24 protein-coding genes are annotated in these 25,082 nt (G+C 70.8%); 17 read left to right on the top strand and 7 right to left on the bottom strand.

The window, feature by feature from the left end:
* The first annotated feature begins 150 nt into the window (after nt 1-150).
* The 5 genes from ACYVIH_RS09005 (at nt 151) to ACYVIH_RS08985 (ending at nt 6,835) form a co-directional block, all read left to right on the top strand.
* Complete coding sequence (locus ACYVIH_RS09005; RefSeq protein WP_460868387.1) at nt 151-1,845, top strand: S8 family peptidase; 1,695 nt, start codon at nt 151-153, stop codon at nt 1,843-1,845.
* 70 nt (nt 1,846-1,915) lie between these two features.
* Nucleotides 1,916-2,731, top strand: a complete 816-nt coding sequence (locus ACYVIH_RS09000; protein WP_460868385.1) for an SDR family oxidoreductase — start codon at nt 1,916-1,918, stop codon at nt 2,729-2,731.
* Nucleotides 2,728-3,660: a bile acid:sodium symporter family protein gene (locus tag ACYVIH_RS08995; protein ID WP_460868382.1), complete on the top strand. Its 933-nt coding sequence runs from the start codon at nt 2,728-2,730 to the stop codon at nt 3,658-3,660. The genes ACYVIH_RS09000 and ACYVIH_RS08995 overlap by 4 nt, the downstream gene beginning before the upstream one ends.
* A gap of 107 nt (nt 3,661-3,767) precedes the next feature.
* Nucleotides 3,768-5,549 (top strand): gamma-glutamyltransferase family protein, encoded by a 1,782-nt coding sequence (locus tag ACYVIH_RS08990; protein WP_460868380.1) that lies wholly within the window; start codon nt 3,768-3,770, stop codon nt 5,547-5,549.
* An 86-nt stretch (nt 5,550-5,635) separates the two neighbouring features.
* Nucleotides 5,636-6,835, top strand: coding sequence for a M20 metallopeptidase family protein (locus ACYVIH_RS08985; protein ID WP_460868378.1), 1,200 nt, complete (start codon nt 5,636-5,638; stop codon nt 6,833-6,835).
* A 219-nt stretch (nt 6,836-7,054) separates the two neighbouring features.
* Here ACYVIH_RS08985 and ACYVIH_RS08980 read toward each other — a convergent pair whose 3' ends face one another.
* Genes ACYVIH_RS08980 through sqr form a run of 3 tightly spaced genes read right to left on the bottom strand, consistent with a single transcriptional unit; the run spans nt 7,055 to nt 9,181 of the window.
* Nucleotides 7,055-7,564, bottom strand: a complete 510-nt coding sequence (locus tag ACYVIH_RS08980) for a DsrE/DsrF/DrsH-like family protein (RefSeq protein WP_460868375.1) — start codon at nt 7,562-7,564, stop codon at nt 7,055-7,057.
* 37 nt (nt 7,565-7,601) lie between these two features.
* A complete protein-coding gene (locus ACYVIH_RS08975) occupies nt 7,602-7,916 on the bottom strand; it encodes a TusE/DsrC/DsvC family sulfur relay protein (RefSeq protein WP_460868373.1) in 315 nt (104 codons plus the stop codon).
* Between the two features lie 5 nt (nt 7,917-7,921).
* On the bottom strand, nt 7,922-9,181 hold the full coding sequence (gene sqr / locus ACYVIH_RS08970; protein WP_460868370.1) for a type III sulfide quinone reductase, selenoprotein subtype: 1,260 nt from the start codon (nt 9,179-9,181) through the stop codon (nt 7,922-7,924).
* Between the two features lie 229 nt (nt 9,182-9,410).
* Between sqr and ACYVIH_RS08965 the strand changes: the two genes are divergently transcribed.
* The 8 genes from ACYVIH_RS08965 (at nt 9,411) to ACYVIH_RS08930 (ending at nt 17,575) form a co-directional block, all read left to right on the top strand.
* Entirely contained in the window at nt 9,411-11,054 is a 1,644-nt protein-coding gene (locus tag ACYVIH_RS08965) for a DUF4389 domain-containing protein (protein ID WP_460868369.1), read from the top strand.
* A 116-nt stretch (nt 11,055-11,170) separates the two neighbouring features.
* On the top strand, nt 11,171-11,689 hold the full coding sequence (locus tag ACYVIH_RS08960) for a flavodoxin family protein (protein ID WP_460868366.1): 519 nt from the start codon (nt 11,171-11,173) through the stop codon (nt 11,687-11,689).
* Between the two features lie 24 nt (nt 11,690-11,713).
* Nucleotides 11,714-12,910, top strand: coding sequence for an NADH:flavin oxidoreductase (locus ACYVIH_RS08955; RefSeq protein ID WP_460868364.1), 1,197 nt, complete (start codon nt 11,714-11,716; stop codon nt 12,908-12,910).
* An 84-nt stretch (nt 12,911-12,994) separates the two neighbouring features.
* Nucleotides 12,995-13,942 (top strand): anti-sigma factor RsbA family regulatory protein, encoded by a 948-nt coding sequence (locus tag ACYVIH_RS08950; protein WP_460868362.1) that lies wholly within the window; start codon nt 12,995-12,997, stop codon nt 13,940-13,942.
* Nucleotides 13,943-14,109: 167 nt separating this feature from the next.
* Nucleotides 14,110-14,910, top strand: a complete 801-nt coding sequence (locus tag ACYVIH_RS08945; RefSeq protein ID WP_460868360.1) for an SDR family oxidoreductase — start codon at nt 14,110-14,112, stop codon at nt 14,908-14,910.
* Nucleotides 14,907-15,992, top strand: coding sequence for an NAD(P)H-dependent amine dehydrogenase family protein (locus ACYVIH_RS08940; protein ID WP_460868357.1), 1,086 nt, complete (start codon nt 14,907-14,909; stop codon nt 15,990-15,992). Before ACYVIH_RS08945 ends, ACYVIH_RS08940 begins: the two co-directional genes overlap by 4 nt.
* Nucleotides 15,989-17,017, top strand: coding sequence for an MBL fold metallo-hydrolase (locus ACYVIH_RS08935; RefSeq protein ID WP_460868355.1), 1,029 nt, complete (start codon nt 15,989-15,991; stop codon nt 17,015-17,017). The genes ACYVIH_RS08940 and ACYVIH_RS08935 overlap by 4 nt, the downstream gene beginning before the upstream one ends.
* A gap of 18 nt (nt 17,018-17,035) precedes the next feature.
* Entirely contained in the window at nt 17,036-17,575 is a 540-nt protein-coding gene (locus tag ACYVIH_RS08930; protein WP_460868353.1) for a DUF1360 domain-containing protein, read from the top strand.
* Here ACYVIH_RS08930 and ACYVIH_RS08925 read toward each other — a convergent pair.
* The gene (locus ACYVIH_RS08925) at nt 17,572-18,003 is read right to left on the bottom strand and encodes a GNAT family N-acetyltransferase (protein WP_460868351.1); all 432 of its coding nucleotides are present in this window, start codon (nt 18,001-18,003) and stop codon (nt 17,572-17,574) included. The genes ACYVIH_RS08930 and ACYVIH_RS08925 overlap by 4 nt on opposite strands.
* A gap of 90 nt (nt 18,004-18,093) precedes the next feature.
* Here ACYVIH_RS08925 and ACYVIH_RS08920 point away from each other — a divergent pair, with 90 nt between their 5' ends.
* The 4 genes from ACYVIH_RS08920 (at nt 18,094) to ACYVIH_RS08905 (ending at nt 21,408) form a co-directional block, all read left to right on the top strand.
* Nucleotides 18,094-18,861 (top strand): ATP synthase subunit B family protein, encoded by a 768-nt coding sequence (locus tag ACYVIH_RS08920; protein ID WP_460868349.1) that lies wholly within the window; start codon nt 18,094-18,096, stop codon nt 18,859-18,861.
* Entirely contained in the window at nt 18,858-19,295 is a 438-nt protein-coding gene (locus ACYVIH_RS08915) for a phage holin family protein (protein WP_460868347.1), read from the top strand. The genes ACYVIH_RS08920 and ACYVIH_RS08915 overlap by 4 nt, the downstream gene beginning before the upstream one ends.
* Complete coding sequence (locus tag ACYVIH_RS08910; protein WP_460868345.1) at nt 19,268-19,876, top strand: DUF3618 domain-containing protein; 609 nt, start codon at nt 19,268-19,270, stop codon at nt 19,874-19,876. The genes ACYVIH_RS08915 and ACYVIH_RS08910 overlap by 28 nt, the downstream gene beginning before the upstream one ends.
* Before the next feature lie 101 nt (nt 19,877-19,977).
* On the top strand, nt 19,978-21,408 hold the full coding sequence (locus ACYVIH_RS08905) for a glycoside hydrolase family 1 protein (RefSeq protein WP_460868342.1): 1,431 nt from the start codon (nt 19,978-19,980) through the stop codon (nt 21,406-21,408).
* Here ACYVIH_RS08905 and ACYVIH_RS08900 read toward each other — a convergent pair.
* From ACYVIH_RS08900 to ACYVIH_RS08890, 3 genes are all read right to left on the bottom strand, one after another.
* A complete protein-coding gene (locus tag ACYVIH_RS08900) occupies nt 21,405-22,358 on the bottom strand; it encodes a carbohydrate ABC transporter permease (protein WP_460868340.1) in 954 nt (317 codons plus the stop codon). The genes ACYVIH_RS08905 and ACYVIH_RS08900 overlap by 4 nt on opposite strands.
* Nucleotides 22,355-23,353 (bottom strand): carbohydrate ABC transporter permease, encoded by a 999-nt coding sequence (locus ACYVIH_RS08895; RefSeq protein ID WP_460868338.1) that lies wholly within the window; start codon nt 23,351-23,353, stop codon nt 22,355-22,357. Before ACYVIH_RS08895 ends, ACYVIH_RS08900 begins: the two co-directional genes overlap by 4 nt.
* Before the next feature lie 125 nt (nt 23,354-23,478).
* Nucleotides 23,479-24,855, bottom strand: coding sequence for an ABC transporter substrate-binding protein (locus ACYVIH_RS08890; protein WP_460868336.1), 1,377 nt, complete (start codon nt 24,853-24,855; stop codon nt 23,479-23,481).
* Between the last annotated feature and the right edge of the window lie 227 nt (nt 24,856-25,082).

Here is a 25,082-nt window from a genome sequence, read left to right as displayed (position 1 = left end):
CGTGCACTGCTCGAACACGCACCCGTCCGGCTATAGCAGCAAGGTGATCTGGATCACTACGTTCCTCGGGTCGTCGTCGCGGCCGATCGGCCCCACGACGACCGGACGGCCAACAGGCCGGTCCGCCCTCGGGAACTACGGGAGATCCCCATGCACAACAACCAACGATCGCGCCTGCTCTCAGGAGCCGTGCTCGGCGCAGCCGCGGCACTCATGCTGCCGATGGCGGCGACCGCGGCACCGACTCCGGCGGCCGACGACCGGGCGCCACTGCGCGGTGCCGGCCAGGCCGACGCGGTCCCCGGCGAGTACATCGTCGTGATGGAGGCCGCCGCCTCCGACCAGGCTCGCAGCAAGGCCAAGCAGGAGGCGCGCACGGAGGGCGGCACGGTCCGCCACGACTACGACGCGACGATCTCGGGCTTCGCGGCCTCGCTGCCCCCGAAGGCCGTCGACGCCCTGCGTGACAACCCCGACGTCGCCTACCTCGAGGCCGACCAGCGGATCACGGTCAGCGCCACCCAGACCAACCCGACCTGGGGCCTGGACCGGATCGACCAGGACAACCTGCCGCTGAGCAACAGCTACTCCTACGACGCCACCGGCAGCGGGGTCACCGCCTACATCATCGACACCGGCATCCGGTCCACCCACAGCGACCTCGGCGGCCGGGTCTCCGGCGGCTACACCGCGATCAGCGACGGCCGGGGCACCGAGGACTGCAACGGCCACGGCACCCACGTGGCCGGCACGGTCGGCGGGTCGGCGTACGGCGTCGCCAAGGCCGTCACGCTGCGCCCGGTCCGGGTCCTGGACTGCCAGGGCAGCGGCACCACCTCCGGTGTGATCGCCGGCGTCGACTGGGTCACCGCCAACGCCAGCGGGCCGTCGGTGGCCAACATGAGCCTCGGTGGTGGGGTGTCCTCCGCGCTGGACTCGGCCGTCCAGCGCTCGATCAACGCCGGCGTCACCTACGCCGTCGCGGCCGGCAACGACAGCGGCGCGAACGCCTGCAACGGCTCCCCGTCCCGAGTGGGCGCGGCACTGACCGTCGGCTCCTCGACCAACACCGACGCCCGGTCGAGCTTCTCCAACATCGGGTCCTGCCTCGACCTGTTCGCGCCCGGCTCGAGCATCACCTCGGCCTGGTACACCAGCAACACCGCGACCAACACGATCAGTGGTACGTCGATGGCGACCCCGCACGTCGCGGGCGTCGCGGCGCTCTACCTCGACGACAACCCGAGCGCGTCCCCGTCGGCCGTGGCGAGCGCGATCGTCAACGCAGCAACGAGCAACGTGCTGTCCAACGTCGGCTCCGGCTCGCCGAACAAGCTGCTCAGCTCCGACTTCAGCGGCGGCACCACCACGCCCCCGCCGGTCGGGTCCAACCTGCTCGGCAACATGGGCTTCGAGTCCGGCAACACCGTCTGGACCGCGAGCTCCGGCGTCATCGACAGCTCCACCGGTCGTCCGGCGCGCAGCGGCTCGTGGAAGGCATGGCTCAACGGCTACGGCCGGACACGGACCGACACCCTCTCCCAGGCGGTGACGATCCCCTCGTCGGCGAGCAGCGCCACCCTGTCGTTCTGGGTCCGCATCGACAGCGCGGAGACCACGACCTCGACGGCCTACGACACGTTGCGGGTGCAGGTGGTCGCGGGCGGTACGACGTCCACGCTGGCGACGTACTCCAACCTCGACGAGAACACCACCTACACGCAGAAGTCGTTCGACCTGAGCAGCTTCCGTGGCCAGACGGTGACGGTGAGGTTCACCGGGTCCGAGGACTCCTCGGCCCAGACCAGCTTCGTCATCGACGACACCGCCCTCGACGTCGCCTGACGCCGACACCCCCGTAAAAGGAGCGCCGATCCGGGTCCACCCGGGTCGGCGCTCCTCTACGGTATGCCGCATGCCCGGACCCGCCTCGCCTCACACCGTCGTGCTCACCGGCGCCTGCGGAGGCATCGGCCGCGCGCTGGCCCGGCGCTACCTCGACGTCGGCGCGAGCGTCGCACTCCTCGGCCGGGACCGCGCCGTCCTCGACGAGCTCGCCGAGCACGCGCCTGCTCGGGCGCGGGTGTACACCCCCGACGTCACCGACCCGCAGGCGATGAACGAGGTCGCGGCCGACTGGATCGGAGGCTTCGGCCCTCCCGACGTCGTGATCGCGAACGCCGGCGTGGCCGGGGGGTTCGACACCGCCGTCCGCGACGACCTCGCCGTGCTGCGCAGGATGCTGGAGATCAACCTGCTCGGCGTGGCCACCACGTTCCAGCCGTTCGTCGCGCCGATGACCGAGCGCGGCGCCGGGTCGCTGGTCGGCATCGCCAGCGTCGCCGGGTGGCGCGGCATCCCCGGCAACGGGGCCTACTGTGCGAGCAAGGGCGGGCTGATCCGCTACCTGGAGAGCCTCCGCGCCGAGCTCCGGCCGACCGGCGTCCGGGTGGTCACCGTCTCGCCGGGGTATGTCCGCACCGATCTCGTCGCCGGCAACACGATGGCGATGCCGGGGCTGCTCGAGCCGGAGCAGGCCGCGGCCCGGATCGTCACCGGCGTGGCCCGTGGCCGTGAACGGTTCAGCGTGCCCCGCCGTACCGGCCTTATCTCACGCGGGCTCTCGCTGCTGCCCGCCACACTGGCGGACCGGATCTGGCTCGCCCAACCGCGCAAGCCCCGCGTCGGGGAGCCCGGCGCCACCCCCATCCCCGGACTGGAGAACGCGTGATCCCCTTCGCCGCCGGCGACATCGACGACGTCGTCCTGAACTTCAACGAGGGCTCCCTCGACCTGCTGCGCTACGTGCTGGCCGCGATCATGCTGGGCATCGCCCTCGACACCAAGGTGGCCGACTTCCGGCGCGCGCTGCGCAAGCCGAAGGCGATGGCCGTCGCGATCGCGGCGCAGTTCCTGCTGCTGCCGGCGATCACCTTCCTGCTCACGCTGCTGCTGCAGGTGCGCGGGTCCGTCGCGCTCGGGATGATCCTGGTCGCCGCCTGCCCGCCCGGGAACGTCTCGCAGGTGCTCACTCACCGGGCCCGCGGTGACGTGGCGCTGTCGGTGTCGATGACCTCGGTCGGCAACGTCCTCGCGATCTTCCTGATGCCGGTCAACGTCGCGTTCTGGGGCAGCATCCACCCGACCGCGTCGGACAAGCTGCGGGAGTTCGACCTCGACGCGTGGAGCATGCTCGGCGAGGTCGCCTTCGTGATCGGCGTGCCGTTCGTGGTCGGCATGGCCGTCTCCGCGCGCTTCCCGAGGTTCGCCGCTCGCGTGCACCCGTGGGTGTCCAAGGTCGCCGTGCTCGCCCTGCTGGCGTTCATCCTCGGTGGGCTCGCCGCGAACTGGTCGACCTTCCTGGAGTACATCGGCATCGTGCTCGTGGCGGTCTTCCTCCACGACGCGCTCGCCCTGCTGCTCGGCTACGCCATCGCCCGGATCGGCCGGCTGGACAGCTACAGCACCCGCGCGATGACCTTCGAGGTCGGGATCCGCAACGCCGGGCTGGGCCTGCTGATCGTGTTCGCGTTCTTCGACGGGCTCGGCGGGATGGCGATCGTCGCCGCCTGGTGGGGGATCTGGGACATCATCGCCGGGCTCGCGGTGGCGACCTGGTGGGGCCGGCGCGCCCCGGAACGCGAGCGCGTGCTCGTCTGACACTCCTGGTCGTCGAGGCGCGGGCGGAGCCGGCCGGTGGTCGAGGAGCGAGCGAAGCGAGCGTCTCGAGACCAAGCCGGTCCCACGCGGGTGGTATGCAGGGGTTCATGACGTTCACGACCCGACCCACCCTGCAGGGCACGTTCGGCATGGTCTCCTCCACCCACTGGCTCGCCTCCCAGGCGGCGATGCGGCAGCTCGAGCTCGGCGGCAACGCCTTCGACGCCGCCGTGTGCGCCGGCTTCGTGCTGCACCTCGTCGAGCCGCACCTGAACGGTCCGGGCGGTGAGGTCCCGGCGATCATCAGCACGGCCGAGGACCCGGCACCACGCGTGCTGTGCGGACAGGGGGTCGCACCCGCCATGGCCACCATCGAGCACTACCGCTCGCTCGGCCTGGAGCAGATCCCCGGCTCCGGACCGCTCGCGGCGACGGTGCCGGGCGCCGTGGACGCGTGGCTGCTGCTGCTGCGCGACCACGGCACCCGCAGCCTCGAGGACGTGCTCGGCCCGGCGATCGGCTACGCCCGCGACGGTCACCCGCTCGTCGAGCGGGTCGTGGCCACGGTGGACGCCGTACGCCCGCTCTTCGAGTCCGACTGGCCGACCTCCGCCGCGCTCTGGCTCTCCGACGGTGGCCCCCGTCCGGACCGGCTGTTCCGCAACCCGGCCTACGCAGACACCCTGCAGCGGCTCGTCGACGAGGGCCGGGCCGGCGGTGGCAGTCGGGAGCAGCAGATCGACCGGGCCCGTCGTGCCTGGCGCGAGGGTTTCGTCGCCGAGGCCGTCGACGCGTTTTCCCGCACGGCGATCTCCACCGCGGGCGGCGACCCGCACGAGGGGATCGTCCGGGCCTCCGACATGGCCGCCTGGGAGGCGACCTGGGAGGACCCGGTGACCCTCGACTGGCACGGCTACACGATCGCCAAGACCGGTCCGTGGGGCCAGGGGCCCGCGCTGCTGCAGGCGCTGCGCACCCTCGACGCGCTCGACGGGCCGGACGCCCTCGACCCCGGCTCCTCGCTCGGCATCCACCAGATCACCGAGGTGCTCAAGCTCGTCTACGCCGACCGGGAGGCGTGGTACGGCGACGGCTTCGACACCCCGATCGACGACCTGCTCTCGGAGGAGTACGCCGAGCAGCGGGCTGCGCTGGTCGGGCCGGCGGCGTCTCGGGAGGTCCGACCCGGCAGTCCTGGTGGGCGCGAACCGCGGATGCCGCGCCTGGCCGAAGCCGACACCTCTGGCGCGGTCGGGGACGCGACGGTCGGTGAGCCGACGGTGCGCAAGGACGGCGTGACCCAGGGCGACACCTGCCACGTCGACGTCGTCGACCGCTGGGGCAACATCATCTCGGCGACGCCCAGCGGCGGCTGGCTGCAGAGCGCGCCGACCATCCCGGAGCTCGGGTTCTGCCTCGGTAGCCGGATGCAGATGTTCTGGCTGGAGGAGGGGCTGGCCTCGTCGCTGAAGCCGGGGCTGCGCCCGCGCACGACGCTGACCCCGACGCTGGTGCACCGCGACGGCATGCCGGTGATGGCGTGCGGCTCGCCGGGTGGCGACCAGCAGGACCAGTGGCAGCTGCTGTTCCTGCTCCGCACGCTGGCGGGCGGCATGACGCTGCAGGAGGCGATCGACGCGCCGGCGTTCCACACCACCAATCTGGTCTCGTCGTTCTGGCCGCGCGTGGTCGAGCCGGCCGGGCTGGTCGTCGAGGACCGGGTGCCGGAGGAGACCCGCGAGGACCTGTTCGTGCGCGGCCACGAGCTCACCGTCGGCGGGCCGTGGACGCTGGGCCGGCTCTGCGCCGTCGCCCGCGACCCCGAGACCGGTGTCCTCTCCGCGGGCGCGAACCCGCGCGGCATGCAGGGCTACGCCGTCGGCCGCTGACCCGCCCGACGAGGGCCGCTGACCCGCCCGGCGGGGACGGCCGGCCTGCCGAGCGTGCGCGGCTGACAGCAGGCAGGATGTCCCTCATGGACCTCCTCGAGCTCGCGAAGCGCCACGCCCCCGCCATGGTCGACCTGCGCCGTGCCCTGCACCGGGCGCCTGAGCTGGGCCTGCACCTGCCCGACACCCAGGCCCGGGTGCTCGAGGCGCTCGACGGGCTCCCGCTCGAGGTGACGACCGGCACCGGCCTGTCGTCGGTGGTCGCGGTGCTGCGGGGCGGTGCCGGTGGCCCGGGCTCGCCGGTGGTGCTGCTTCGCGGCGACATGGACGCCCTGCCGGTCACCGAGGAGGTCGACGTCGACTACCGCTCCGAGCGCGAGGGCCTGATGCACGCCTGCGGCCACGACCTGCACGTCGCCGGGCTGGTCGGAGCGGCGCGGATCCTGTGCGACCTGCGCGAGGAGCTCGCCGGCGACGTGGTGTTCATGTTCCAGCCCGGCGAGGAGGGCCCCGGGGGCGCGGCGCCGATGATCGAGGAGGGTCTGCTCGAGGCAGCCGGCCGCCCCGTCGACGCGGCGTACGCCGTGCACGTGACGTCCTCCGAGCACCCGCTCGGCCAGTGGTTCGCCCGGCCCGGCGCGATGATGTCCGCCGTCGACCGGGCGGTCGTCACGATGCGCGGCGCCGGCGGGCACGGCTCGCAGCCGCATCGCGCGCTCGACCCGGTGCCGGCGCTGTGCGAGGTCGTGCTCGCCCTGCAGACGATGGTCACCCGCACCTTCGATGCCTTCGACAGCGTGGTGCTCACGGTGGGCCGGATCAGCGCCGGTACGGCGGACAACATCATCCCCGACACCGCGGAGCTCGCCGCGACCCTGCGCACCTTCTCACCGGAGACCCGTGACACCGCGGTCGCGGCGATCGAGCGGGTGGCACACGGAGTCGCCGCGGCGCACGGGCTGACCGCGGAGGTGTCCTTCAGCGAGAGCTATCCGGCGACGGTCAACGACGACGCGGAGTACGCCCTCGCCGTCGAGGCCGTCGGCGACCTGTTCGGCCCCGAGCGCTTCACCTTGATGCCGAACCCCGAGATGGGCTCGGAGGACATGAGCTTCGTGATGCAGCAGGTGCCGGGGGCGTACCTGTTCGTCAGCGCCTGCGGTGCCGAGGACTACGAGCACGCGCCGGACAACCACTCACCGCGGGCCTCCTTCGACGACTCGGTGGTGCCCGACGCCGCGGCGCTGCTGGCCGAGGTGGCCCGTCGCCGGCTGGCCCGCGGCTGAGGCCGGGTGCGGCTGAGGTCGGGGCGAGTCGCCGGCCGCCGTACTCCCTCGGTGTTGTGGGCGCATCCACCGCGGCACAACGCGTGTTCAGCGTCCATAACCCCGCGTTACTTGAGGGTGGGGGGTGGCCGCTGAACGCCAACCGGCCGCGCACACCGGGTGGGTGTCGCGCGGCCGGGTGCCCGGGAAGATGGCCAGACCCGGGCGTTCGTGGATGCGTCAGATGAACAGCATCTGGGCGCCTTCGGTCATCTCGATGAAGTCGGAGGCGTTGATGACACCGTCGAGGTCGTCGTAGAGGTCGGCCTCGGTCAGGTGGTTCATGTCGGCGGAGAGCCGGCAGCCCCACAGGTGGCCGCCCGAGGCGACAATCTGGTCCAGGAAGTCCGGGACCGACGGGATGTCGAGCTCCTCCAGCGACTTCTTCAGCTTCGAGGTCGCGAAGTGCGTCACGCCGGGGATCCCGCCCAGGCCCTGGGGCATGTGGGTGGCGGTGTTGCCCAGCGGGGTGAACTTCAGGTCGTTCATCGTCTTCTTGGTGATCATGTCGAAGCCCCAGAACGTGAAGAACATGTGCACCTCGACGCCCTCACCGAGGGCGGCGTTGCCGAGGATCAGGCCCGGGTAGGCCATGTCCAGGCTGCCCTTGGAGCAGATGATCGCCAGCTTCCGGTCGGTCTCCTCCTCGTCGAAGGAAGGCACCAGAGGGGCGTTGGCTGTGTCAGTCATGACGGGTTCTCTCTCTTGTGTCTCGTGGGCGTCGAGGTCAGACGCAGCCGTGGGGCTTGGGGAGTCCGGCGACGTAGGACATCTTGCGAGCGGGCTTCTTCGGGAAGAGCTCGAAGAGCTTCTTGGTGGGCACGCCACCCGCGGTCTGCACGCGCCGGATGGTCGCGGTCTCGCCCTGCTCCTTGAAGTCCGAGCGCAGGAACCGGACGACCTGCCAGTGGTCCTCGGTCATGTCGATGCCGATCTGAGCGGCCAGCGCCTTGCCCAGGTCCTCGGTCCACTCGTCGTACTCGGTCATGAAGCCTTCGTCGTCGACGTGGATCTCGTGACCGTTGATGGTGGTGGTGGGCATGACTACTACTCCTGGTTCTCAGTGGTGGTGGCGAGCGGGATCTTCCCCGCCATGGACATGTGCGTGGAGATCGGCATCGAGCGGCCCGGCAGCAGGACGTTCCAGTAGATGTGCCGGAAGGCCAGCTTCCCGATGTGGTTGGCGCGCGACTCCTTGAGCAGGTCGAGCGGGCCGATCTTCGGGACCGGGAACTTGCCGGGCAGCGGCTCGGTGTCGTAGTTGAAGTCGATCAGCAGGCCCTTCTTGTAGCCGGACTCGATGAAGCAGTTCGCGTGGCCGTCGAAGGACTCGGTCATCGGGCGGCCCTCGATCAGCTCGAGGAAGTTGTCGACGAAGATCTCGACCGCGAAGTGGGCGACCGACCCGGCCTTGGAGGCGGGGATGTCACCGGCGTCACCGACGGTGAAGACGTTGGGGTACTTCTTCGACTGCATCGTGTGCTTGTCGACCGGCACGTAGTTCAGGTCGTCGCCCATCCCCGAGCGGGCCACGAAGTCCGCGCCCATGTTCAGCGGGATGGTGACCAGCAGGTCGAAGGGGACCTCGCGCTCGTCGAAGGAGACCAGGGCCTTCTTCTCGTTGTCGATGCTCTCGATCATGAAGTCGGTCTCGAGGTGGATCTTGCGCTCGTCGATCATCGAGCCGAGGTGCTGCGACGCGGCCGGCTTGGTGAACGCACCCGGCAGCGGCGTCACGTAGGTGAGCTCGACCCGGTCGCGGATCCCGCGCTCGTTGAGCCATGCCTCGGCGAGGAAGACGAACTCCAGCGGGGCGACCGGGCACTTGATCGGCATCTCGGTCACGTGCACGACGAGGCGGCCGTGGTCGAACTTCTGGAGGGCGTCGGCCAGCGCCTTGGCGCCTTCGAGGGTGTAGAAGTCGAAGATGCTCTTGCGCCACTCGGGGCCGTCGGCCATACCGAGGGTCTGGTCCGGGCGCGGCGTGGTGCCCGACGCGATCACCAGGTAGTCGTACTTGAGCGTGCGGCCGTCCATCAGCGCGACGCTGCTGGCGTCGGGGTCGATCTTGTCGACCTCGGCCATCACGAAGTCGACGCCCTTGGGGAGGAAGCTGCGGCGCGAGCGCACGATCTGCTTCTCGGAGTAGGTGCCGAAGGGAAGGAACAGGTAGCCCGGCTGGTAGTTGTGCCGGTCGTCGCGGTCGACGATGGTGATGCGCCACTCGCCCTTCGGGAGCTTGCGGTGCAGCTTGTTCGCGATCATCGTGCCGGCTGTGCCGGCCCCCAAGATCAGCAGGTCCTTCACAACGTCCTCCTTTGGCCGTCTTTGCTTGCGTCATCAACGCTAGGTGGCGCGGTCGGCGTGACTCAGGGTCGAAAGTCCTACCCCCGGGGGTATTGGTTCCCCTCTTGCGACTGCCCGGTTTGTCGGGCTCGGGATGGAGGTCCCGAGCCCGGTGACCTCCGCACCTTTCGCGGGGTCGGGGACTGCTGTGCGCTGGTACCAGGACCCTTGCGTCTGGAGGCGATCAGCCGTGACTGCGACCACCTACCCCGTCCACGTCGAGGCGACCCTCGACACCAAGCTGAGCCGCTGGCTGTGGCTGGTGAAGTGGGTGCTGCTGATCCCGCACTACGTCGTGCTGGCCTTCCTGTGGCTCACCTTCGTGGTGCTCAGCGCCGTGGCGCTGGTCGCGATCGTGGCCACCGGCCGCTACCCGCGATCGATCTTCGAGTTCAACGTCGGGGTGCTCCGGTGGAGCTGGCGGGTCGCGTACTACGCCGCCGGTGCCTTCGGCACCGACCGGTACCCGCCGTTCACGCTGGCCGAGGTCCCCGACTACCCCGCGCACTTGACCGTGGACTACCCGGAGCGGCTCTCGCGCGGGCTCGTCCTGGTGAAGTGGTGGCTGCTGGCCATCCCGCACTACCTGATCGTCGGGCTGCTGACCAGCGGCGGTCTCTACCTCGCCTGGGACACCGCGTCGCGTGGCGACGGCGCCGAGTGGAGCTGGGGCGGCGGGTTGATCGGCCTGCTCGCGCTGGTGGCCGGGGTCGTGCTGCTGTTCACCGGCCGCTACCCGCAGCAGCTCTTCGACCTCCTTCTCGGCCTGAACCGCTGGGTGCTGCGCGTCGCCGCCTACGCCGGGCTGATGACCGACGAGTACCCGCCGTTCCGGCTGGACATGGGTGGGGCCGACCCGGACGGGATGGCTCGGGTCGCGATGCCCACGCTTCCGGCCGCACCGGGGCAGGCCGTTGCGCCCCCCGGCGCGGCCGGCCAAGCTGCCGTCGGTCAAGCTCCAGTCGGCGACGTTCCAGTCGGCCAGCCCCCGGCCGGCTCTACGCCGGTCGGACAGGCCCCCGTCGGACAGGCCCCCGTCGGACAGCCTCCGGCAGGCCAGCCCCCGGCTGGGCAGGCGCCGACGGCCGGCGGCCAGGTCTCCTGGGGTCCCGGACGCATCGTCGCCGTGGTGATGGGTGCGCTGGCCTTCCTCGCGGCGGGCGGCTTCCTCCTCGGCGGTACGACGCTCGCGGTGGCCGACGCGACGCTGCGCACCGACGACGGCTTCCTGATGAGCCCGAGCCGGGTGCTGAGCACCGAGGGCTACGCGATCGCCAGCGAGCCGCTGGACATCGACGCCGGCTCCACCGGTGACGTGGTGCCCGAAGCGCTGCTCGGCGAGGTCGCCGTGCGGGCCGACGCGGCCGCAGGTGACGAGCTGTTCGTCGGGGTGGCGCCCAGCGCCGACGTCGAGGCCTACCTCGCCGGCGTCGGGCACGACACCCTGACCGGCTTCGAGGGCGGCGACGCGCTCGACCCGCAGTTCCGTGCCAGCCTCGGCGGCGCCCCGGACGCGCCTCCCGCCGAGACCGACATCTGGACCGCGTCGACGACCGGCACCGGCGAGCAGGAGCTCACCTGGGAGGCCGAGGGCGGCGACTGGACGGTCGTGCTGATGAACGCCGATGCCGGCGCGGGCGTCAGCGCTGACGTCTCGGTGGGCGCCACGGTCCCCGCGCTCACCGGGATCGCCGTCGGCCTCCTGGTCGTCGGCGGGCTGCTCCTGGTCGTCGCGATCGCGCTCGTGCTCGGGGCGCTGCACGGCGCCGGCGGTCGGCACGAACGAGCGGCCGGACCCGCCGTACCGCCGGCCGGCCCGCCTCCCGCGGCGTAGGCACAGGCGGGGCGCAGGCACAGGCAGGGCGCAGGCACAGGCAGGGCGCAGGCACAGACAGGCACAGAACGGCAGCACAGACAGGCGCAGAACGGCAGCACAGACAGGCGTGTGAGATGAAGGCACTGGTCGTCTACGAGTCGATGTGGGGCAACACCGGCAAGGTGGCCGACGCGATCGCCGAGGGACTGCGTGGGCACCTCGAGGTGGAGCTCGTCGACGCCGCCCACGCCCCCGCGCCGTTGCTGCAGCTGGTGGACCTGCTCGTCGTGGGTGGTCCGACGCACGCGTTCTCGATGTCGCGCGGCAGTACCCGTGAGGACGCGGTGCGCCAAGGCGCGACCGGCGCGCCCGGGGAGGGGATCCGGGAGTGGATCGACAAGCTGCACTCCGGCCCGCACTCGGAGATGGTGGCGACCTTCGACACCCGGGTCGGCAAGGTCCGGCACCTTCCGGGCTCGGCGGCGAAGGCGGCGTCCAAGGCGCTGCGAAGGCTGGGCTACACGACCGCGTCGAAGCCGGAGAGCTTCTACGTCGAGGACAGCGCCGGACCGCTCCAGGCCGGTGAGCTCGAGCGGGCGCGCGCGTGGGGCGAGCGGCTCGCGCTGCAGCTGGAGCACCACACTCCCGCGTAGTAGAACCTGTTATCGTTTCAGGCTGTGACCCAGCCTCCTGACGTCTTCGCCCCCGCCACTCTCGGTCCGGTGTGGATGCGCAACCGTGTGGTGAAGGCGGCCACCTTCGAGGGCGCCACGCCGGACGCGCTCGTGACCGACGAGCTGATCGACTACCACCTCGCTGTCGCACGGGGCGGGGTCGGGATGACCACGGTCGCCTACCTCGCCGTGTCGCCCGAGGGTCGCACCGACCGGCACCAGATCTACCTGCGGCCCGAGGCGGTCCCCGGCCTGCAGCGGCTCACCGACGCCGTGCACGCCGAGGGTGCGGCGGTCGCCGGTCAGCTCGGGCACGCCGGTCCGGTCGCCAACGGGCGGTCCAACCAGGCACGCGCGCTGTCGTCGTACCGGATGCCCAGCCCGCTCAGCATGCAGATGGTGCACACGGCCAGCGAGGCAGACATCACCCGCGTGACGCGCGACTACGTGCGCGGGGCGCAGCTCGCTGCGAGCGCCGGCTTCGACTGCCTCGAGATGCACCTCGGGCACAACTACCTGCTCAGCTCGTTCCTGAGTCCCAACCTGAACCGGCGCAAGGACCGCTGGGGCGGGTCGCTGGAGAACCGCGCCCGCTTCGCCCGCCAGGTGGTCCGTGCCGTGCGCGACGCGGTCGGCGACCAGGTCGCGATCACCGCCAAGCTCAACATGCACGACGGGGTCAGCACCGGGTTCAAGGTCGAGGAGAGCCTCGACGTGGCCTCGATGCTGGAGGCCGACGGCGCGCTCGACGCGCTCCAGCTGACCTCGGGCAGCTCGCTGACCAACCCGATGTTCCTCTTCCGAGGTGGCGTGCCGCTCAAGGAGTTCGCCGACGCGATGCCGCCGCTGCAGCGCTGGGGGCTGAAGCTGGTCGGCGGCCGGTTCTTCCGCAGCTACCCGTTCGAGGAGGCCTACATGCTGCCGATGGCACGCCGCTTCCGCGAGCGGCTGGACCTGCCGCTGATCCTGCTCGGCGGGATCACCCGGCGCGAGACCCTCGACCTGGCGATGGCCGAGGGCTTCGAGTACGTCGCCATGGCGCGTGCGCTGCTGCGCGAGCCGGACCTGCTGCGCCGGATGCAGGACGGGGTGACCGACGAGGGCCTGTGCATCCACTGCAACAGGTGCATGCCGACGATCTACTCCCGCACCCACTGCCCGGTGGTCGAGGAGGAGCAGCTCGCTGTCCAGACCATCTGACGCGCGGGTCGCTTGCTCCGGTGAGCAGTGGGTACTGCTTGGATGTACCAAGCCACTAGCGGGGGCCTGATCAGGGGAGCAGCAGTGTCCGCCGTACACGACGGTCGCCGGACGATCCAGCACGACGGGATCTTCTACGACGACGAGGACATCCTCGTCTCGGCGGCGCTTGCCTTCGTGCGTGAGGGCATCGCGGCCGACGAGGTCGTCATGGTGAACACCGGCAGCCACTTCGTGACGCCCCTGCTCCGGGCCGTCTTTGCCGGTGACGAGCAGGTCGTCTTCGCCGAGCGGCCGCACTACAGCAGCCCCGCCGCGGCCCTCGACAGCTACCGCCGCGTGATGGAGAAGGGCCTGCGCGAGGGCGTGCGCGGCTACCGCGCGATGGGGTTCATCGACTTCGCCGACAGCATCCTGCCCTGGCAGGAGTGGGTGCGCTACGAGGCCGCCGTCAACGAGGTCTTCGCCGACCTCCCGTTCCGCACCCTGTGCCCGTACGACACCTCCCGGCTGCCGTCGGTGATCATCGAGCCGATGAAGCGCGCCCGCTCCGGGCTCGTCGCCGGCGACGGCCGGCACGACAACCCCGACTACGTCCCGCCGGCCGCGCTGATGGGTCGCGACGAGCTGCGCACCCCGCCGCTGGCGGTGCAGGGCTCGGCGCCGCGGATGGTGCTCGAGCCCGGCGAGGACCTGATGGAGCTGCGCATGGAGGTGTACGCCGCCACCATGTTCACCGACCTGCCGCGGCGCAAGGTCGACGACTTCGTCGCCGCGGTCGGGCAGGTCGTGGCCAACGCCCACGAGCACGGCAAGCCGCCGGTGCGGCTGAGGCTCTGGGCCGCCGACACGCAGGTGGTGTGCACGGTCACCGACCAGGGCCACGGCATCGACGACCCGCTGCTCGGCTGGGCGCGTCCGCGTCGCCCCGAGCAGGGGATCGGGCTCTGGGCCAGCCGGCAGCTCGTCGACGTGCTCGACTACGACCTCGCCGACGACGGCTTCACCGTCCGGGTCGCCGCCTTCGCCTGAGCTCCGCCCCCACCCGGACCGTCAAGTAGTGCGGGGTTGTGGACGCTCCGCACGTGACATGACGCGTGTCTTCCGTCCATAACCCCGCGTTACTCGAGCGCGGGGAGCCTGGGCAGGCGAACTAGAACCTGTTACATTTCTGGCTTCACCTCAGGGCTGGAGATGTCGTGATACTCGATCGGTTCAAAGTCGAAGGACAGGTCGCCGTCGTGACCGGCGCGGGGCGCGGCATCGGCGCAGCCACCGCGGTCGCGCTGGCACAGGCCGGGGCGGACGTGGTGATCTCGTCGCGCAGCGCCGACCAGCTGGAGAAGGTCGCCGCGCGGGTCGAGGAGGCCGGCCGGCGTGCGGTCGTCGTACCTGCCGACCTGTCGGACCTCGACGCGGTCGCCGGGCTCGCGGAGGCGGCGTACGACGGGCTGGGCCGGCTCGACATCGTGGTCAACAACGTCGGCGGCACGATCCCCAACGCGCTGCTGGACACCGACCCGGCCTACCTCGAGGAGGCGTTCCACTTCAACGTGAGCACCGCCCACGCGCTGGTGCGCGCCGCGGTGCCGCGGATGCTGGAGCACCAGGGCGGCGCGATCGTCAACATCAGCTCGGTGGTGGGCCGCGTATCAGGTCGCGGGTATCTGGCCTACGGCACCGCGAAGGCGGCGCTGGCGCACTACACGCGGCTCGCCGCCCGCGACCTGTCCCCGCACATCCGGGTCAACGCGATCGCCGTCGGCTCGGTGCTGACCTCGGCGCTGGAGTTCGTCGCCTCCGACGAGCGCACGCGCACCGAGATGGAGTCGATGACGCCGCTGGGCCGGATCGGCGAGGCGGAGGACATCGCCGCCGCGGTGCTGTACCTGTCCTCGCGCGCCGGCGGCTACGTCACCGGCAAGGTGCTCGAGGTCGACGGCGGGCTCGAGCAGCCCAACCTCGACCTGCGGCTGCCGGACCTGGAGCTGCGGTCATGACGCTGCGGGTGGTGGCCTGGTCGACCGGCACCGTCGGCCGGCACGCGATCGCCGGCATCGACGCCAGGCCCGAGCTCGAGCTGGTCGGCGTGTGGGTGTCGAACCCGGAGAAGGCCGGCAGGGACGCCGGCGAGCTGGCCGGCCTGGGCCGCACGCTCGGTGTCCCGGCCACGAACGACGCCGCCGCCCTGCTGGCGCTGAAGCCGGACTGCATCGTGCACACCGCGATGACCGACGACCGGATGTTCGAGGCGATCGACGACCTGGTGATGTTCCTCGAGCACGGCATCAACGTCGTCTCCAGCGGGCCGGTCGTGCTCCAGCATCCCTACGGGATCCTCCCCGACGACATGGTGAAGCGGATCCACGACGCCGGCGTGGCAGGTGGTGCCTCCCTGCACGTGAACGGGATCGACCCCGGCTTCGCCAACGACGTCCTGCCGCTGGCGCTGACCAGCGTGTGCCAGCGGATCGACGAGGTCCGCTGCTACGAGATCGCCGACTACTCGACGTACTACCAGCCGGTGGTGATGCGGGAGATCTTCGGCTTCGGCAAGCCGCTGGACGACGTACCCATGCTGTTCCAGCCGGGGATCCTCGCGATGGCGTGGGGGAGCGTCGTGCGGCAGATCGCCGACGCGCTCGACGTCACCCTCGACGAGCCGCTGGTCGAGCGCGTCGAGCGCGTGCCCGCCGACCGGGACATCGACACCGCGTCGGTGCGGATCGAGAAGGGCACGCTCGGTGCAGTCAGGTTCGAGGTGGTCGGGCAGGTCGACGGCGTCCCGCGCGTGGTCCTCGAGCACGTCACGCGGACCTCGCCGGAGCAGATGCCCGAGTGGCCGCAGCCGCCGGAGGGTGGCGGCTGCTACCGGGTCCGGATCACCGGCGAGCCTCACATCGTGCTGGACCTGGTCCACCACGGCGAGAGCGGCGACCACAACGTCTCGGGGATGATCACCACCGCGATGCGGTTGGTCAACGCCGTCGAGGCGGTCGTCGCGGCCCCGCCCGGCCTGGTGACCGCGAAGGACCTCCCGATGGTCACCGGCCGGGGCCTCGTGCGAGGCTCGTCCTCGTGACCGAAGCCCCACACTGGACCGAACCCGGCGCCCACGAGGTCGCCCCCGGCATCCACCGGATCCCGCTGCCCCTGCCGATGGACGGCCTTCGGGCGGTCAACGTCTACGCCCTGGAGAGCGAGCACGGCCTGGTGCTGATCGACGGCGGCTGGGCGATCGAGGACTCCCGCAAGCAGCTCGACGCCTCGCTCGCGGCGATCGGCTACGAGGTCGGCGACATCACCCGGTTCCTGGTCACCCACGTGCACCGCGACCACTACACGCAGGCGGTCGTCGTACGCCGCGAGGTGGGCTCGCACGTCAGCCTCGGGCTCGGCGACAAGCCCACGCTGGACCTGATGCGCGACGACACCGTCACCGAGGACCCCGTCATCGCTCGGCTGCGGCAGAGCGGCGCCGCCGGCATCGGCGCGAAGTGGGAGTCGATGATGTCGACCTCGAGGCCGGACCTGGCGATGTGGGCCTACCCCGACGAGTGGCTCTCCGGTGACCCGACGCTCGACGTCGCCGGCCGGGCGCTCACCGCGGTCGCGACTCCGGGCCACACCCGAGGTCATCACGTCTTCGTCGACGCCACCGACGGCCTGCTGTTCGCCGGCGACCACGTGCTGCCGACGATCACCCCGTCGATCGGCTTCGAGCCGGTGCCCGCCGAGCAGCCGCTCGGCGACTTCCTCGCCTCGCTGGCGAAGGTGCGGGCGCTGCCTGACATGCGGCTTCTGCCTGCGCACGGTCCGGTGACCGAGAGCTCGCACGCGCGGATCGACGAGCTGGTGGCCCACCACGACGAGCGGCTCGCCCTGTGCCTGCAGGCGGTCGAGTCCGGGCTCGGTACGGCGTACGACGTCGCGTGCGAGCTGCCCTGGACCCGGCACCACCGCAGCATGCGCGACCTCGACCTGTTCAACGCCGCGCTCGCCACGCTGGAGACCGCCGCGCACCTCGACCTGCTCGCCGCCCAGGGACGCGTCAGCCGCGTCGAGGTCGACGGCGCGCACCACTTCGCACGATTGCCTGCTGCCTGAGCCGGGTACGCCTCGTGCATGAGCGAGTCCCTCCGCAGCATGGCCAGGAAGCACGCCGAACACGCCCGTGACCGCGTCTCCGAGGAGGCTCGGGAGTACGACGAGCAGGGCGAGGTGTCGCTCCCCGGGTACGCCGGAAGCCTCACCGCCTTCGCCCTCGCCGTCACCGCGGTGTCGATGGCCGGCCGCGCCACCGGCCGGGGGCTGCCCGAGCGCTACGACCTGGCCGACCTCGCCCTCGGAGCGCTCGCCACGCACAAGTTCACCCGGCTGGTGTCCAAGGGCTCTGTGACAGCGCCGATCCGGGCGCCGTTCACGGAGTTCGACGAGCCGGCGGGCTCGGCCGAGCTCAACGAGAAGGCCCGCGGTGGCCGGGTCCGGCACACCATCGGCGAGCTGCTGACCTGCCCGTTCTGCCTGGGCCAGTGGGTCGGCACCGGCTACGTGGCCGGCCTCGCGCTGGCGCCCCGCCCGGCCCGTGCCTGGGCTGCGGTCTTCGCGGTCACCGGGGTGTCCGACATGCTGCAGCAGGTGTACGGCCGGGTCCGCACCGACTAGCCGACCCGGCGCATTGGGACGTGGGGGATCCCGTCGTCGAGGAACTCCGGCCCGCAGGGCTCGAAGCCAAGGCCGGCGTACCAGCCGACCAGGTAGGACTGCGCGTCGAGCCGGCACGGCCGCGGCTCGACGACGTCCAGGGCGGCGGCCATCAGGCGGCGAGCCAGGCCGCGGCCGCGGTGCGCGGCGTCGACGACGACCCGGCCGATCCGCATCTCCTCGGGGTCCTGCAGGACACGCAGGTACGCCACCGGGACACCCGAGTCCTCCACCCAGACGTGACGGGTATCCGGCTCCAGGTCGCGCCCGTCGAGGTCGAGGTAGGCGCACTCCTGCTCGACGACGAAGACCCGCTCGCGCAGCTGCCAGAGCAGGTAGCCGGTCCTCGGGCCGATCTCGTCGAAGGTCGCGAGGTGGATCGAGCTCATGTGGCTCATTGTGGCGCCAACGAGGGGCCGCCGTGCATGCGGGCGGAGTCGAGGGGTACGGCCGGTGGACACAAGCGAGGGAGGATGCACATGAGCAGCACACCCATGACGCCCGGGCCCACAGGGGTGACCGGGGGCACCACGCCTTCCCAGGGCTCCGGAGACGGGGCAAAGGAGCAGGCCAAGCAGGCAGCAGGCACCGCCGCCGACGAGAGCAAGCACATCGCCGACGTTGCCAAGTCCGAGGCCAAGAGCGTGGTCGAGGACTCCAAGGAGCAGGCCAGGAGCCTTCTCGACGAAGCGATGAGCCAGGTCGACGAGCAGTCGCGCACCCAACGGGACCGCCTGGTCTCGATGCTGCGTTCCTTCGGCGACGACGTCGAGAAGATGGCCCAGGGGGAGCAGGCGCCGTCCGGGATGGCGCAGGACCTGGCGCGCCAGCTGGCCGACCGCGCCCACGAGCTCAGCGGGCGCATGGACGGCCGCGAGCCGACCGAGCTCCTCGACGAGGTTCGCTCGTTCGCCCGGCGTCGGCCGGGCACGTTCCTGCTGGGCGCACTGGCCGCCGGCGTCGTCGCCGGCCGGCTGACACGTGGTGCGAAGAAGGCGCAGAGCGACGACGCCGGGGGCGCGGGCCGCAGCGCGACCCCGCTGTACGACGACGTCCGCGCCACCACTCCGGCACCCCCTGCGGGCACGTCGCACGGCAGCCCCGCCGCGGGCGTCACCGGCCCCGCAGGTACCGCATCGGGTGACCCGGTCGCGGGTGTCGGCACTCCGAGGCAGCCGACGGCCTACCCGACCGGCGCCACCCCTGGTGAGCCGGGCACGACCATGGACCAGAGGGGCCTGGCATGACCGTCCACGGCAGCCCCGGCACCCCCGGGAGCCCGGGAAGCGCACCGGCTGGCGAGGACCGGTCCCTCGGCGAGATCCTCGGTGACATCGCGGACAACCTCACCACGCTGGTCAAGCAGGAGCTCGACCTGGCGAAGACGGAGGCGAAGGCCGAGGCCGCCAAGGCCGGCAAGGGTGCAGGACTGCTCGGGGGCGCCGGCGTGACCGGTCACCTTGCGCTGCTGTTCCTGTCCCTGGCCGTGATGTTCCTGCTCGACACCTGGATGCACACCGCGCTCGCCGCGCTGATCGTCACCGTCATCTGGGGCGTCGTCGCCGCCGTGCTGGGTCAGCGCGGGCGCAAGGAGCTCAAGCAGGTCAACCCGACACTCGAGACCACACAGAGGACGCTCAAGGAGGACGCACAATGGGCCAAGGCACAGAAGAACAGCTGACCAGGGACATCGCCGGCACCCGGCAGGACCTCGCCCGGGACCTCGACGCGCTGACCGACCGGGTCAGTCCCGGCCAGATCATGCAGCGCCGCAAGGACGCCGCGCGCGGGCGGATGCGCTCGGTCCGCGACAAGGTGATGGGCAGCGCCGACCAGACCCGTCAGGGCTTCTCGTCGGCCGGCGGCAGCATCTCATCCGGCGCCTCGAGCGCCGCAGACTCGGTGGCCGAGGGCGCCCAGGGAGCGGTGTCGACGGTGACCCGGCAGACCGAGGGCAGCCCCTTGGCCGCAGGGCTGATCGCCTTCGGCGCCGGCATGCTCGTCTCCGCTTTGCTGCCGGCCAGCGAGAAGGAGGCACAGGCCGCCCAGCAGGTCGTGGAGAAGGCCAAGGAGCACGGTGCGCCGGTGATCGACGAGGCGAAGTCCGTCGGTCAGGACATGGGCGAGAGCCTGAAGGAGTCGGCCGCCGAGGCCGCCCAGCAGGTCAAGAGCTCTGCGCAGGAGTCTGCCCAGAACGTCAAGCAGGAGGGGCAGTCCTCGGCCCAGAACGTGTCCGAGGACGTCCAGAGCCGCACGCCCTGAGGCTCCTCCACCTCGGTTCGAGACCGCCGTCCGGCGCACCACGGGCGGCGGTCTCGCCGTGTCAGCAACGGTCGGTTCCGGGGTCGCCGTAGGTTGGGCGCATGACTGCGCACCTTCCTGCTCCGGGCAGCCCGCTGGCCTACGGCACCGCGACCGCGTCGTACCAGGTCGAGGGTGCCGCCACCGCCGACGGCAAGGGTCCCTCGATCTGGGACACGTACACGTTAGTCCCCGGCGCGATCGTCGACGGCAGCGACGGCACCGACGCGTGCGGCTCCTACGGCCGCATCGGCGACGACGCCGACCTCGTCGCGCGGCTGGGCGTCGGCTACTACCGGTTCTCGGTCGCCTGGCCCCGCGTGATGCCGGCGGGCACCGGCACGGTCGAGCCCCGCGGGCTGGCCTACTACGACCGGCTCGTCGACGCGCTGCTGGCCCGCAACGTCACGCCGATGGTCACCCTCTACCACTGGGACCTCCCGCAGGCCCTCGAGGACAACGGCGGCTGGCTCAACCGCGACACCGCCGAGGCGTTCGCCGACTACGCGATGGTCGTGCACGAGCACCTTGCCGACCGGGTCAAGGTCTGGGCCACGCACAACGAGCCCTGGTGCGCGGCGTACCTCGGCTACGCCGCCGGCCGCCACGCCCCCGGCCGTCGCGAGGGCGGGGAGGCGCACCGCGCCGCCCACCACCTGATGCTCAGCCACGGCCTCGCCGCCGCGCGCATGCACGAGGCCGGCGCCGACACGGTCGGCATCGCGCTGAACCTGACCCCGGTCTGGCCCGACCGCCCCGAGGCCGCCGACGCCGCCGACGGGGTCGACGCGATCCGCAACCGGGTGTGGCTGGGCCCCCTCGTCGACGGTGAGTACGACGAGCGCCTGCTCCGGATCGCCCCGGTGCTCGCCGACCCCGACGTCGTGCGCGACGGCGACCTGGACCTGGTGAAGGGCTCGGCGGACTGGCTCGGCATCAACTACTACACGCCGAGCCGGGTCGACACCGCCGACAGCGCAGCGGCGGGGCAGGACGCGGGGCAGGACGCGGGGCAGGACGAGGGCGGTGACGCCGAGGTCGGCGCCTTCCCCGGCGTCGAGAACGTCCGGTTCACCCCGCGCGGTCCGCGCACCGACATCGGCTGGGAGATCGAGCCGCGCGGCCTCGAGGAGCTGCTCGTCGAGACCCACCGGCGCACCGGCCTGCCGCTGGTGGTCACCGAGAACGGCGCCGCCTTCGCCGACGACGAGCTCACCGCCGACGGTGTGGTCGACGACCAGGACCGGATCGACTACCTGCGCGACCACCTCGCCGCGGTGGAGCGGGCGCGGGAGGCGGGCGCGGACGTGCGCGCCTATGTGGCGTGGACCCTGATGGACAACTTCGAGTGGGCCGAGGGCTACACGAAGACCTTCGGGCTGGTGCACGTGGACCGCACCGACCTCGGCCGCACCCCGAAGCGGTCCTTCGAGTGGTACGCCGAGCTCGCCCACGGCGCCCGCGACGAGCTGTCCCGGGGCTCGGGCAGCTAGCCCTTCACGCTGCCGGCCAGCAGGCCGCGGACGAAGTACCGCTGCAGCGACAGGAACACGATCAGCGGCACGACCAGCGAGACGAACGCGCCTGCCGAGAGGATGTGCCAGTCCTGGCCGCGGGTGCCGGACAGCTCCGCCAGACGCACGGTCAGCGGGGAGATGTCGAGGCTGCCGCCGCCGAAGACCAGGGCCACCAGGAGGTCGTTCCACACCCACAGGAACTGGAAGATGCCGAACGCCGCGATCGCCGGGGTCATCAGCGGGAGCATGATCCGGGTGAAGATCGCGACGTGCCCGGCTCCGTCGACGCGGGCGGACTCGATCAGCTCGCCCGGGATCTCCTTCATGAAGTTGTGCAGCAGGTAGATCGCCAGCGGCAGACCGAAGATCGCGTGGGAGAGCCAGATCGTGTAGAAGCCGCCGCCGGGCGCGGCTGCACCGGCCAGCTGGGGCAACCCGAACGGCGGGTTCACGTACAGCGTGAGCAGCGGGATCATCGTCACCTGGATCGGCACGATCTGCAGCGCGAAGATCGCCACGAACAGGAAGTGCCGACCGGGGAAGCGCATCCACGCGAACGCGTAGGCGGCCATGGTGGCCAGCGAGATCGGGATGATCACCGACGGGATCGTGATCACGATCGAGTTGATGAAGTACGTCGCGAGGTTGGTGTTGCTGCCGGAGAGGGCGACCTCGTAGTTGTCCCAGGTGACCTCGGGGTTGGTGAACCAGGTCCACCAGCCGCTGCTCTGCACCGATGCCTGGGGCCGGAACGAGGAGATGAACAGGCCCGCGGTCGGGATCGTCCACAGCACCGCGATGACCACGGCGATGAGGGAGGCCCACGGTGAGGTGAGCCGCTTGTGGGCGTTCTTGGCCGCCCGGCCGGCGCGTCCTTCGGCGGCCGGAGCGAGGGCCTCGGGTGCGGGGGGAGTGGTGGTGGTCATCGGGCCTCCAGCTTCCGCATCTGACGCACGTTGTAGATCACGATCGGTGTGACGAGCAGGAACAGCAGCACGGCGAGCGCGGCGCCGAGTCCGGAGTTGAAGGAGCGGAAGCTCTCGACGTAGAAGTCGTAGGCCAGCACGCTGGTGTTGAAGTTGCCGCCGGTGGTCGTCCGGACGATGTCGAAGACCTTCAGGGTGGTGATGCTGATGGTGGTGAGCACGACGATCAGGGACGGGCGGATGCTCGGCACAGTGATGTGACGGAACATCTTCCAGCCCGACACCCCGTCGAGCCGCGCCGCCTCGACGATGTCGTCGGGGATCGCCTTGATCGCGGCCGAGAGCACCGTCATCGCGAAGCCGGCCTGGACCCAGATCATGATCACGATCAGGAACAGCGTGTTCCACGGGTCATTGAGCAGGAACCGGTAGGTGTCGAAGCCCAGGGACTTCAGGAGCTGGTTGGCCAGGCCGATCTGGTCGTTCTCGGTGGCCCGGTAGTCGTAGACGAACTTCCAGATCAGCGAGGCGCCGACGAGCGAGATCGCCATCGGCAGGAAGATCAGGCTCTTGGCGATCTTCTCGAAGCGGGCCTTGTCGACGAGCACGGCGTACACCAGGCCGACGAAGGTGGCCACCACCGGCGTGACGATCACCCACAGGGCGGTGTTGCGCAGCACGGTGAGCTTGGCGGGGTCGGTGAAGATCGTCTGGTAGTTCTCCCAGCCGATGAAGCTGTTGCCGCTGGAGTCGCGGAAGGACTCGTAGATGGTGCGCAGCCCCGGGTAGAGCAGGCCCAGGGCGATCATCAGCACCGCCGGAAGGATGAACGAGCTGCTCTGCAGGAAGTCCAGGATCCCGCGGGTGGCGCGGGAGCGCGGCTTGTCGGAACGGCCGGACTCCATCCGGTCGGCGATGAGCAGCAGCACTGCGACCACGCCGACGAACAGCCCGATGACGATGAGCATCTGGAGCAGCTTCTCGCCTGCTGACATCCGTCCTCCTCCGTGCCGGCCGGGAATCCCGGCTCGGCGTCGATCCTGCCAGTCCTCGACCCCGAATGCAGCGGGGACGCGGCAACTGCCACGTCCCCGCTGTCGATTCAGGACCTCATGTCAGGTCACGGCCAGGAGTTCTCGATCTTGTCGAGGCTCTCCTGGGTGCTCTGACCGGTGATCCAGGCGGTCATCTCCTTCCAGAAGCTGCCGGCGCCGACGGCTCCGGGCATCAGGTCGGAGCCGTCGAAGCGGAAGACCGCCTCGGGGTCGGCAAGCGTCTCGGCGGAGAGCTTGTCGATCGGGCTGACCAGGTTGTTCACGTCCAGGCCCTTGTTGGCGCTGACCCAGCCGCCGGCCGGGGTGGCCTTGGCCTTCTCGTTGGCCCACGTGTCGCTGGACAGGTAGGTCTGGAACGCGACCACCTCGGGACGGTCGGCGAACGCAGCGACGAACTCGCCACCGCCGAGGACCGGGCGGCCGAAGTCCTCGCTCACCGGCGGCAGGTAGAACGCGAAGGCGTCACCGTTCTCCGCGACCTCGGTGCCCTCGGGCCAGTTGGCGGCGTAGAAGCTCGCCTGGCGGTGCAGCGCGCACTTGCCGTCGAGGATCGGCAGGCCGCCGTCCTGGAACTCGGTCGAGGCGATCGACTTCACGTCGCCGAAGCCGCCGTTGACGTACTTCTCGTTCTTGAGGATGTCGCCGACGCGGTCCAGCGAGGCGACGATCGCCGGGTCGTTGAAAGCGATCTCGTGGTTGACCCACTGGTCGTAGACGTCCGGGCCCGCCTCGCGGAGGATGACGTCCTCGAGCCAGTCGGTGGCCGGCCAGCCGGTGGCGTCACCGGAGCCGATGCCCGCACACCACGGCTTGATGCCGGTGCTCGCGATCTCGTCGGACAGCGCCATCATGTCGTCCCAGGTCTGCGGGATCTCCCAGCCGTTCTCCTCGAACATCTTCGGGGAGTACCACACGAACGACTTCACGTTGGCGCCCAGCGGTGCGGCGTACAGCGTGCCGTCGACCGACCCGTAGCCACGCCAGTCCTCACCGAAGAACTCGTCCACGTTGTCCGAGACGCTCTGCGGCGCCTCCATGACCTTGCCGGTGTCGTTGACCAGGGTGTTGAGCAGGCCGGGCTGCGGGATGTAGGCCAGGTCCGGCGGGTTGCCGCTCTTGACGCGGACGACGAGCTGCGCCTCGAACTCCTTCGAGCCCTCGTAGACGACCTCCGCCCCGGTGCACTCCTCGAAGAGGTCGTAGGAGTCGATGTGGGGCTGGTCCTCGGGAGCGACGATCGAGGTGTAGAGGCTGACCTTCTTGCCGCTCAGGTCCCCCCACTCGGTCATCCCCTCGCACTCGGCCTTGCCCTCGCCGGGTGCGGTGCCACCTGCGCTCGTGCTGCCCCCGTCGTCATCTCCGCCACACGAAGCGAGGACGAGGCCAGCGCTGAGCATGATGGCGGCCGCGGACAAGCCACGGCGAGCCTTCGGTGATCGCATGTGCTGTGCTCCTCTTCTGCTGGACTCCGGTCCGGCCGCTCGGATGGGCGCGGTCCGCGTACCGGTTGGTTCCGAGAACATCGGTTCCGCACAGCGTCCGCAACGGGAACCCGTAACGATGCCGTAACACTTTGAACGTGCAAATCCATGGGGCGCCCAAGCCATTCATGCTGGTGCATGCGATGGGCGGATTGCGCACAACCGTGCGCTCTGCGGTGGTTGAGGAG

Source organism: Nocardioides pakistanensis (genome assembly GCF_054781215.1).
The sequence above is the reverse complement of the archived record's forward strand: the minus strand, read 5'-3'. Positions and strand labels throughout refer to the sequence as shown.